The sequence below is a fragment of the Streptomyces sp. 8K308 genome, from assembly GCF_004348315.1.
Classification (GTDB): Bacteria; Actinomycetota; Actinomycetes; order Streptomycetales; family Streptomycetaceae; genus Streptomyces.
The window spans coordinates 1-10,101 of the sequence record NZ_SMKC01000261.1 but is presented as its reverse complement, the minus strand read 5'-3'; the positions used below and the strand labels follow the sequence as shown (position 1 = coordinate 10,101).

General features: G+C 68.2%; 8 protein-coding genes and 4 pseudogenes. 5 read left to right on the top strand and 7 right to left on the bottom strand.

The window, feature by feature from the left end; all coding sequences use genetic code 11:
• Window positions 1-85: 85 nt before the first annotated feature.
• Together E1265_RS27185 and E1265_RS27180 are read left to right on the top strand one after the other, a co-directional pair.
• A pseudogene (locus E1265_RS27185) lies at window positions 86-3,916 on the top strand (hypothetical protein); the annotation flags it as partial.
• Complete coding sequence (locus tag E1265_RS27180) at window positions 3,913-4,350, top strand: hypothetical protein (RefSeq protein WP_132933634.1); 438 nt, start codon at window positions 3,913-3,915, stop codon at window positions 4,348-4,350. The pseudogene E1265_RS27185 and the gene E1265_RS27180, both read left to right, overlap by 4 nt.
• Window positions 4,351-4,469: 119 nt before the next feature.
• Here E1265_RS27180 and E1265_RS27175 read toward each other — a convergent pair.
• Window positions 4,470-5,241, bottom strand: a pseudogene (locus tag E1265_RS27175) (transposase).
• Window positions 5,242-5,331: 90 nt separating this feature from the next.
• Here E1265_RS27175 and E1265_RS27170 point away from each other — a divergent pair.
• A complete protein-coding gene (locus tag E1265_RS27170) occupies window positions 5,332-5,859 on the top strand; it encodes a GNAT family protein (protein ID WP_243741139.1) in 528 nt (175 codons plus the stop codon).
• A gap of 181 nt (window positions 5,860-6,040) precedes the next feature.
• Here E1265_RS27170 and E1265_RS27165 read toward each other — a convergent pair whose 3' ends face one another.
• Window positions 6,041-6,223, bottom strand: a complete 183-nt coding sequence (locus E1265_RS27165) for a hypothetical protein (protein WP_132933633.1) — start codon at window positions 6,221-6,223, stop codon at window positions 6,041-6,043.
• Between the two features lie 149 nt (window positions 6,224-6,372).
• Between E1265_RS27165 and E1265_RS27160 the strand changes: the two genes are divergently transcribed.
• Window positions 6,373-6,711 (top strand): hypothetical protein, encoded by a 339-nt coding sequence (locus tag E1265_RS27160; RefSeq protein WP_132933632.1) that lies wholly within the window; start codon window positions 6,373-6,375, stop codon window positions 6,709-6,711.
• An 81-nt stretch (window positions 6,712-6,792) separates the two neighbouring features.
• On the opposite strand, the gene E1265_RS27155 is transcribed toward E1265_RS27160, so the two are convergent.
• The 4 genes from E1265_RS27155 to E1265_RS27140 form a co-directional block, all read right to left on the bottom strand.
• Window positions 6,793-7,107, bottom strand: coding sequence for a SpoIIE family protein phosphatase (locus E1265_RS27155; RefSeq protein WP_243741138.1), 315 nt, complete (start codon window positions 7,105-7,107; stop codon window positions 6,793-6,795).
• A gap of 299 nt (window positions 7,108-7,406) precedes the next feature.
• Window positions 7,407-7,877: a pyridoxamine 5'-phosphate oxidase family protein gene (locus E1265_RS27150; RefSeq protein ID WP_243741137.1), complete on the bottom strand. Its 471-nt coding sequence runs from the start codon at window positions 7,875-7,877 to the stop codon at window positions 7,407-7,409.
• On the bottom strand, window positions 7,874-8,365 hold the full coding sequence (locus E1265_RS27145; RefSeq protein WP_207931224.1) for an SRPBCC family protein: 492 nt from the start codon (window positions 8,363-8,365) through the stop codon (window positions 7,874-7,876). The genes E1265_RS27150 and E1265_RS27145 overlap by 4 nt, the downstream gene beginning before the upstream one ends.
• A gap of 9 nt (window positions 8,366-8,374) precedes the next feature.
• Entirely contained in the window at window positions 8,375-8,692 is a 318-nt protein-coding gene (locus E1265_RS27140; RefSeq protein ID WP_132933631.1) for a metalloregulator ArsR/SmtB family transcription factor, read from the bottom strand.
• A gap of 261 nt (window positions 8,693-8,953) precedes the next feature.
• On the opposite strand from E1265_RS27140, the pseudogene E1265_RS27130 reads away from it, so the two are divergent.
• Window positions 8,954-9,838 (top strand): annotated as a pseudogene (locus tag E1265_RS27130) (IS630 family transposase); the annotation flags it as partial.
• Window positions 9,839-9,842: 4 nt separating this feature from the next.
• On the opposite strand, the pseudogene E1265_RS27125 reads toward E1265_RS27130, so the two are convergent.
• A pseudogene (locus tag E1265_RS27125) lies at window positions 9,843-9,986 on the bottom strand (IS982 family transposase); the annotation flags it as partial.
• Window positions 9,987-10,101 lie beyond the last annotated feature (115 nt).

Below are 10,101 nucleotides of genomic sequence, written 5' to 3'. Positions count from 1 at the left end.
CCGCGAACCCGTCCCGCCCGTGGTGACTGAGGCCCTGGGCCAGCCCGTTCTCGCCCCAAAGGCCCAGCCGATGGACCTGCACGCGCTCGTCATCCAGCACAGCCACCGGGTGATCGCGCTGCACCAGGACTTCATGGCCCAGCAGGTGCAGGCCCACCAGCGGTTCCTGCACACCAGGGCACAGCTGGTGACCGCACTGACCCATGCGGCGCGGGCAGGCACGACGTCGGCGTCTCCCATGGCGTTCGTGCCCCCACCCGGCCAACCGGTCATCCCGCCACCGGTCGCACCACTCGGTCAGCGCTCTTTGCCGGGGCCGAAGTTCGACCGGGCCCAGCTGGAATACCTTGCCGCACAACGGATCTCCACCCTGTTCGGGCCGAAGTTCCGCGCGCAGGACCAGTACGCGGTGCAGACCCGTATGCCAGGACCACCGATGCTGCTCGTCGACCGGGTCACCGGCATCGACGCCCACCCCGCCGCGCTGGCCGAGCCCGGCCCGGCACAGGCCACCGGCACGATCTGGACCGAGACCGACATCCGCCTGGACAGCTGGTACCTCGACGCCACCGGACGCATCCCGGCCGGACTGATGATCGAGGCGGGCCAGGCGGACCTGCTGCTGATCAGCTGGCTGGGTATCGACCTGATCAACCGCGGCGAACGGGCCTACCGACTGCTCGGCTGCGAGCTGACCTACCACGGCAGCCGACCCGAGGCGGAGGAGACGCTGCGGTATGAGATCCACATCGATCGACACGCCGAACACGACGGCGTCCGCCTGTTCTTCTTCCACTACGACTGCTATATCGGGGACGAACTCCGGCTGAGTGTCCGCAACGGACAGGCCGGCTTCTTCACCCAGGCCGAACTGGACAGCACCGACGGGGTGCGCTGGGACCCCGCCGAGTGCGCACCGCTCCGAGAGCTTGCGCTGGATCCCCCGGCACAACGGTGCACGCGGTCGAGCTTCACCGTCGAACAGGTGCTGGCTTTCGCCGCCGGCCAACCTGCGGACTGCTTCGGCCCTGGCTGGGAGCTCACCAGGGCACATGTGCGCTCCCCGCGCATTGACGACGGCCGCCTGCTGTTCCTTTCCGAAGTCACCGAGTTCGACCCGGCCGGCGGGCCGTGGGGGCGGGGCTACCTGCGCGCCGAGACGCCCGTCTCGCCGGATGACTGGTTCTTCGACGGGCACTTCAAGAACGACCCGTGCATGCCGGGCACCCTGATGCTCCAAGGCACGTTGCAGGCGATGGCCTTCTACCTGGCCGCCCTGGGCTGCACCATCGACCGGGACGGCTGGCGCTTCGAGCCCGCCGACGGGCAGCCCTGCACCGTCCGCTGCCGTGGCCAGGCCACTCCTAGCAGCAGGAAGATCGTGTACGAGGTGTTCGTGCACGGCGTCTCCACCGGCCCGGTGCCGACCCTGCACGCTGACGTGCTGGGCACCGTCGACGGCGTCAAGGCTTTCCACGGCCACAACATCGCACTCCGGCTGGTGCCCGACTGGCCGCTGTCGCACTGGCGGCAGCTCGGCGGCCGTACCGAGCAAACCAGCGGTACACCCGTACCCCTGGCAGCACTCGGCGGTCTGACCGATCACCACGAGCCCACGGCGGTGGCCCAGGTCGACGGGTTCTCCTTTGACTACCCCTCGTTGCTGGCGTGTGCGTGGGGCAAGCCGAGCGAGGCGTTCGGTGCTATGGCCGCGCCCTTCGACGGCGCCCGCAAGGTCGCGCGACTGCCGGGGCCGCCGTATCACTTCATGACCCGCATCGTCTCGGTGGACGGACCACAGGGCGGGATGAGGCAGGGTAGCACCGTCGTCGCCGAATACGACGTGCCCGAGCATGCCTGGTACTTCGAGCAGAACGGCAGCGCGGTCATGCCCTTCGCCGTGCTGATGGAGATCGCACTGCAACCGTGCGGTTGGCTGGCCACGTACGTGGGCAGCGCGCTGAACACCGAAATCGACCTGCTCTTCCGCAACCTCGACGGCACCGGGACAGTCACCGGCGAGGTGACCCCGGCGACCCGGACCGTGCGCACGCACGCCGAGCTGACCAACATCTCACGCAGCGGCGAAATGATCGTCGAGTCGTTCACGGTGCGGTGTCTCGCCGATGGCGACGAGATCTTCACCCTGTCGACGGTGTTCGGCTACTTCCCCTCCTCGGCGTTTGAGAATCAGCCGGGGCTACCGGTCCCGGAGACCGAGCGGGCCCGGCCGACGGCGCCGAGTGAGTTCGCGGTCGATCTCACGACGCGGCCCGCCCGCTACTTCACCGGAGCGGTCCACCTGCCCGGACCGATGCTGCTGATGCTCGACCGCATCACCGGCTACTGGCCCGAGGGCGGCAGCGCCGGCCTCGGGCTGGTGCGCTCGGAGAAGGATGTCGACGCGGGCGAGTGGTTCTTCAAGGCACATTTCTTCCAGGACCCGGTGCAGCCGGGCTCCCTCGGTGTCGAGGCCATATGCCAGCTGCTCCAGTTCTATCTGATCGAGCGTGGGCTCACCTCAGGTGTGCCGCACCCCCGGTTCGAGCCGGTGCTGCCCGACCACGAAGTGGTCTGGAAGTACCGAGGTCAGATCACCCCGGCCAACCGGTTGATCCGGGTGGTGCTGGAGATCTTGGCGGTCGGCGAGGACGAGCGCGGGTGCTACGCGATCGCCGACGCCCGGCTCTGGGGGGATGACACCTGCATCTACCATGTCCGCGGCATCGGGATGCGGGTCGTGTCGGGAGACGGCCCGCCGACGGTGGTGGACCGTGTGCTCGATCCCGCGCTCGATACCTGGGTGACCGACCACTGCCCGACCTGGACTGTCCCGGCGTTGCCGATGATGTCCGTCGTCGACCGGCTCGCCGAGGCCGCGGCCGACTACACCGGCCAGGACGTGGTCGCCATACGAGATGTCCGACTCCGGCGCTGGATCCAGGTCACCGAGATCATCCGGCTACGGACCGAGGTGGAACACGGCCCGGCCGGGCTGGTGGTGAAACTGCTGCTGTGGCGGGATGCGGCCACCGCCGCGCTGTCCAGGTTCGAGGAGGTGGCGCGGGCGATTGTGCTGGTGGGCACCCGGCCGGCCACGCGTCCACCTCGGTTCGCCGCGCTGCCGGACAAGGTGGCCCAGCCTGACCCGTACACCTCCGCCGAACTCTTCCACGGCCCGTCTTTCCAGTACCTGAAGTCACTGGCGATCGGGGCCACCGGTTCCTCCGCCGTACTCGACGCCTGCAGTGGCACGGTGCCCCGAGGGTGCCTGCACCAGGGGTTGCTGGACGCCGGCGTACAGGCGATCCCGCACCACAGCCTGTGGCGCTGGGCACCGGAGATCGGCAACGGCAAGGTCGGCTTCCCGCTGCGAGTGGCCTCGCTGGAACTGTTCGAGACCTTGCCCTCGGCCGGTGCGGTCGAGATCGAGGCCCGCTTCGCCGGGTTCTTCGCCGAGGACGAGTCGTTGCCGGAGTTCCACGTTCAGTTCTGCCTGGGCGAGCGGGTCGTCGCGACACTGAGGCTGATCGACATCCTGCTGCCGCTCGGGCCGTTCGCCGCCGCAACGCTGGTCGAGCGCCGGGCATTCTTCGGCCGCCGCCGTGCGGTGCGCGGACTGGGGCTGTCCAGGACCATGGACGGAAAGACCGAGTTGACCTTGAGGGAAGCGGAGGAACTGAACTGGCTCCCGGGCACGGTTCATGCGTGGGGTCTGCCGCCTGCTGCACGGGCGGACGAGCACGTGGCGGTCATCGTGGTCAAAGAGCATGTCGGCCGCCTGGCAGGTGTGCATCCGTCCGCTGTGGAGGTGAGTGCGGATCTCCGGTCCGCTCAGGTGGCCGCGCGGCGTTATGCCGTTGAGGTGGTCCGGGAACGGGACAAGGTCACCGTCCGTTCGGTGGACGCGGAATGACCAGCACGCGTGCACGGCTGCCTGGCGGCCAGTTGGTGGGGAGTTATCTGGCCGCAGCAGGGCTACGTTATGTAACTATGGTGATGAAAAGGGTCCGGCCGCCGCCGCACACGCCATGGCACCCCTTCACCTTCATCGCCGGCCTGCGCATGCGCGAAGCCACGTATGCGGTGCAAGAGCACGAGGACGGCCACACCCAGTGGCTCTACAGCCGCACTGCCCCTGGCTGGACGGCCGCCGTCCGCCGCGGCGGCGACGAGATCGTGGTCCGGCAGGCCGGCGAGCGCCGGCTGTGGGACGAGTTAGTGGAGACGTACGCGTGGTGGAAGGAACTGGGGGAGCCGGCCGTCGACCGGTTCGGGCTCACCGTCGGGCCTGACGGCCAGCACGTCGTCTGGTTGGACGAGCCAGGCAACATCATCGCAACGAGGTGAACGTCAGCGCCTTCGAACGAGTGAGGGGGCTCAGAGGCACGGCGGAGCCTCGCTAAGGGCTGTCCCGTAAATGATCTTTGGGTGGTCTGGACACGGTCGCGTGATGTGCCGCCTGCTCCTCATCCGGGGAGGGCGAGGTTGTGCAGGCGGACGATGCCGAGCATGGCGTGGTGGACGCCGTCACCTTGCAGGCGGCAGTCACGGAGGATTTCCCAGCCCTTCATCCGGGCGAAGACGTGCTCGACGCGGGTGCCGACCTTGCGGTGGGAGGCGTTGTGTTCCTGCTTCCAGGCCGGGAGTTCGGCCTGGTCTTTCTCGCGCCGGTGCGGGATGACCAGGCCGGTGCCCCGGTAGCCGCCATCCGCGATCACCGTCGTCTTGCCGACGGCAGCCTTGGCGCCGGACAGCTCCCACGCCCTGCAGTCGTTGCGGTTGCCCGCGACCGGGCGGCCGACCGCGACGACGAGCCGGGTGTCGGCGTCGATGACGACCTGGTGGTTGGTGGAGTACCGGTAGTTCTTGGACTGCTCGGCGATGGTGTGGTCGCGCGTGGGGACCAGGGTTCCGTCCACGATCAGCACGGTGTCCTTGCGGAACCGCCTGCGGGGCTGGAGCGCGAGCGCGGGCCCGAGGTGGTCGATGATGCGGTCCGCAGCGGACTTGGACACCCCGAACAACGGCGCCAACTGCCGCAGCGGTGAGGTTGGTCCGCCAGTAGGCGGCGACCAGCGGGACCCGGTCCTCCAGCGGCAGGCTCCAGGGCCGGCCCTTGCGTACCGGATCCGCGTCCTCGCGCCGTAGCGCGGTTAGCAACTTGCCGAAGCAGCGGGGGCTCAGCCCGGTGAACGGGGCTATCCAGGACGGCTCCGACGCCGTGATCACACCAGCCACACCGAGATCATCTCCTGTGGTGGAGTGGCTCTGCGTGACGTCCTGCGGAATCCGATGGCGCGAGGCGGCTCTGGCGCCAAGAATCGCCGGATGCATGAAGTGAAGCTGTCCGACGGCATCGTCACTCTGTCCCCGCTGTGCCTGGACGATGTGGAGGCACACCTCGCAGGCGAAGATGAGCTGCTCGTTCGTTATCTCAACGGCGGTCCCGGCACGCGCGAGGGTGTCGAAGCCTACTTCCGGCACTGTCTGGAACAGTGGGAAATGTCTGGATCGCTCCGTGCGTTCGGCATCCGGGCGGGCGCCGACGAGGCGCTCGCGGGGACGATCGACTTGCGGTTCGAAGGAGAGGGGCTGACTCCCGGCCAGGTGAATGTCGCGTACGGTCTATACCCGTTCTGGAGAGGGCGCGGCCTGGCCACCCGCGCGGTCCTCCTGGCCTCCCTGTACGCGGCCAGTGAGGGCGGGCAGGAAGCGGTGATCCAGGTGGAGACGGAGAATCCCGCATCTGCCGCAGTCGCGCAGCGGGCAGGATTTACCCACAGCAAGCAGACACACAGCAAGGACGGCACACGGCTCGACTGGTACATCCGGGACCTGCTCGTCGATCCCAAGTGACGACCCTGCTGCCCTCGGCCACCATGAGCACGTTTGGCGACGCCTGACTGCGATTACGGGACACCCCTTAGGGCTGGCCGCGCAGACGTCGCACGTCCGGATCCGTCCTTCGTGCTCGGCCAGCACGGCACGCGCCTCGGCCTGGGTGAGGTTCGGGGCCCCGGGGCGCCAGCACGACTCGTCATGAAGTGCGGGGGCGGTCGTGGGGCCGGCGGTCCCAGCCCACCCAGAACCGCGGCCGCGCCTCGTCCTCGGCGACCCGCTGCTCGGCGGCCGCCAGGGCGGCGCGGGCCCCGGTGAGTTCGGTTTCGAGCCAGTCAACGATGCCGCGCAGTGCGTCGAGGTCCGCCGGATAGCCGCTCACGTGTTCGAATTCTAGGTGAGGTGCGTGCCAGACGTTGCTGGCGGGCGCCGGACGACTGACAGCCGCGCCACGCACCCTCCGAACGGCGCGCCATCACGAAACGGGCACGGCGCCAACACCTGGCCGGCGTGCGGGAGATCATCAGGCACATGAGACACGCTCGACCGTTACTCGCCAGCTTCCCCCTCGCCGTGCTCACCCTCACCGTCACCGCGTGCGGCACCGCGCCCTCGCCGTCCCAGCAGCGTGCGGCCTTGAAGTGCGAGGAGTTCGTCAGGGGCGAGCTCCAGACGCACGGCGTCGTGGACTTCTCCGGGCGGCTGGACACCCTCATTGCTACCCTCGCCGAGAACCCGTGGCGGTACCAGGTCGACGGCCACGTGGACGCCGACAACGAGCACGGCATACCCCACCGCACGACCTACACGTGCACCCTGTCGACCGCCGACGGCGAGGCGTGGACACTGGACGACCTCGTGATGAGCTAGCCGCTGCCCGCTCGAGTACGACCGCCGGCGCGCCAGGGAGGGACAGGGCGCCGCGCAACAGGGGGCCGCGCAGCATGCCCTTCAGCTTCGCAGCAGCGCCACCATCGTCGCGTCATCCCGGTAGCCCCCGTCGTCCTCCTTCACCGTGGCGACGAGCGCGTCCGCCAGGTCCTGAGGGCGGTCACCGAGCTCGCGACACAACTGCTCCATGCCCTCGTGCCCAACGTGATCCGGGATGCCGTCTGACATCAGCAGCACGAGCGGGATCTCCGCCGGGATCTCCGTCTCCCCGCACGTCGCCGCGCTGGCCTGGGCCAAGCCCAGCCGTGCCCAGTTGTCGTGGTGCTCGGCGATCTCCGCGGCCACGCCACCGTTCCGGCGCAGCCACTCGCCCATGGTGTGGACGGTGTTGTACTGCCGCAGCTCGGACCCAGCTCAGCCGTAGGCGAGGCAGTCCCCGATCCAGTGCACGGCGGTCGACTCCCCAGCATCCACGCGCGCGTAGACGGCGGACACGTGCGGAGGCCGCGGCTAGTGCCGTATCAGGCAACGTTCGCCCTGTTGTGATGCGACGCGCCGCTTGGGTCCTGCCTGGGCGGCGGGTGGCCGTCAGGCTGTGCGGGTGGCAGAACGAGTACGCGTCCGTGAGGTCGATGAGGAGTGCCCGCCACCTGGCCTTCGACGTCTTACCGTGGTCAGTCGATGGGTTTGTCGAGCCAGGTCCCGTTCGCCATCACGGTGCGTCCCGCGTACTCGTTGAAACCGTTCCAGACCTGGATTCTGGTTGGCGCCATGCGTAGGTACCGGAATCCCGGCATGGCGCGGGGGTCGTGTGAGACCCGGGCGAATCGCTCGGCACTGTCGGTATCGATGTCGGCGACCTCCACGAACTCGACCAGCCCGTCGATCATCACGACGTCGGAGGTGGTTCCGATAGCAACTCGCGCATGAGGATTGGCTTTCAGGTTCGCCATCGTACGACTTTGGACGAAGGTGGCCATGGTCAGGCGGCCGCCGTCCCAGACGTAAGCGACCGGAATCAGATGGGCGCCGTGACCGTCACTGGCGGTGCTCAGCCAGAGGTGGACGTTGGTGTCGAGCCTTTGAAGGGCCGCGGCGCGACGCTGTGGCAATGACCGCGGCGTACTCGGCATCGTGGCGCTCACACTGCCCCCGGGGGCTTCGTGGCCGACCGGGCGAACCGGCGCAGGACGGCGTGCCAGCCCGCGTCGCCACCGACCGCGTCGTGCACCGACTCGCCACCGACGAGCCGCTCCAGTAGGCGATGTTCCAGGTCGACCTTGGTGACGCCCGACCCGACTGCCGTGAAGCGTATCTCGACTTCGGATGCGTGGTCGGGATCCCCGTCGTATCGCCACTCGCCGGTGATCTGCCAGGTGAGCACCAGCCGCTCGGGGGGCTGCCAGACACGCACGTGACCCCACCCGCATTCAGTGCCGTCCGGGGCTCGTTCGAACCAGCGCCCACCTCCCCGCGGCTCCAGCACGGCCTCGGACGGTTGTACCGCCCCAATCCGGTATTCGGGTGGCCACCAGGCGCTGAAAGACTCGGTGAAGAAGCGGAACGCACGATCGATGGGGACATCGACAGTGATCGTGCGACGGATGATGGGCGGGACTGCCAATTTGCTCATCTCATTCTCCTACAGGTCGGTCTGGTCGGCCTCGGCAGCCTTCTGAAACGCCGTGAGCGCGTTGTCCCAGATTCCGTCCAGGTAGGCGCGCAGGGCCAAGATGCCTTCCGGGTTGAGCTGGTAGACCCGGCGGGTGCCCTCGGCTCGACCGACGACCAACCCGCCGTCCTTGAGCACCCGCAGGTGTTGGGAAACCGCGGGCCGACTGATCGGGAGCTGCCGGGATAGTTCACCCACCGAACACGGTCCTCGGGCGAGCAGCTCAAAGATCGCACGCCTGCTCGGGTCGCCGAGCAGACCCAGACCCGGGTCTTCGTAAGCTCTCACGAACGGTAAGTCTAGACTTACCAATATTGACACGCAAGGCCGCCACGTCGACCGGCGCCAGGTCCGGTCGCACCCTCAGGAGACGTACCGGGTGACGCCACCGGCCCGCAGCGTCCTGTCTGGACCGCGCCCGCTCGGGCTCGGTCCGGACAGGCGCGAATCCCACGGCTGCCGGGCGATCTAGTGCCGCCCAGCAACGTTCGCCCTGTTGTGGTGACGCGCCGTTCGGATGGTTGATCGCGTGTGCGCCATGCTGGGCGGGTGGCTGAGCGTGTGCGGGTCCGCGAGATTGATGACGACGAGGGGCAGCGGCTGCTGCGGATCGTCCGGCGGGGCACCGGGTCAGTGGTGACCTGGCGGCGGGCCCAGATGGTGCTGTTATCGGCACAGGGTATGGGCGTGGCCAAGATCGCCGAGGTGACGTTCACCAGTCCGGACCGGGTCCGGGACGTGGTCCACAACTTCAACGCGGACGGCTTCGATTCGCTCTACCCGAAGTACAAGGGCGGCCGACCCAAGACGTTCGCCCTGCCCGAGCGGCGCGAGATCAAAAAGATCGCCAAGTCCAAGCCGGTAGAACACGGCTTGCCGTTCTCGACCTGGAGCCTGGTCAAACTGGCCGACTTCCTGGTCGCCGAGGGGGTGGTCGACGACATCAGCCACGAGGGCCTGCGCATCCTGCTCCGCGAGGAAGGCGTCACCTTTCAACGCCTGAAAAGCTGGAAGACCTCCCGCGACCCGGACTACGCGGCCAAGAAGGCCCGCGTCGAGCACCTCTACGCCATCGCCGACGGCGAGGTCATCCCCGAGCCGGGCGAACCCGAGGTCGTGATCTGCCTGGACGAGTTCGGCCCGCTCAACCTCCAGCCCCACCCCGGCCACCAGTGGGCCGAACGCGGCGGCAAGCACAAGGACCCCGACCGCGAATCGCGCCCACGCCGCCGCGCCACCTACACCCGCCCACACGGGGTCCGACACCTGTTCGCCGCCTACGACCTGGGCAAAGACCAGCTATACGGCCACATCAAGAAGACCAAACACCGCTCCAAGTTCCTGGAGTTCTGCCGCTACCTGCGCTCCCTGCACCCCGCCGGCAAGCGCATCGCGATCATCTGCGACAACTGCTCCCCGCACCTGAGCACCAGGTGATCCCCAGCAGAGCCTGCGCGACGGCGAGCGTGACGAGCTCGGCATCGGAGAGCTTCGGCGGCCGGCCCATCCTGCGGGTTCGCGGCAGACGGTCGTCGATCTCCACGTAGAGTGCGGTGATGAGGGTGTCCAGGTCGGTCAGCACAACCGGAGCTTGGACACCCTCACCCCGTCTCCGCAGGACTTCGACATAACTCGTCTAGTAGTGCTTCGTTAGGTTGTGTCGGGTGGGGGTCGGTCTGTTCTGGGCGGGGCCGGTA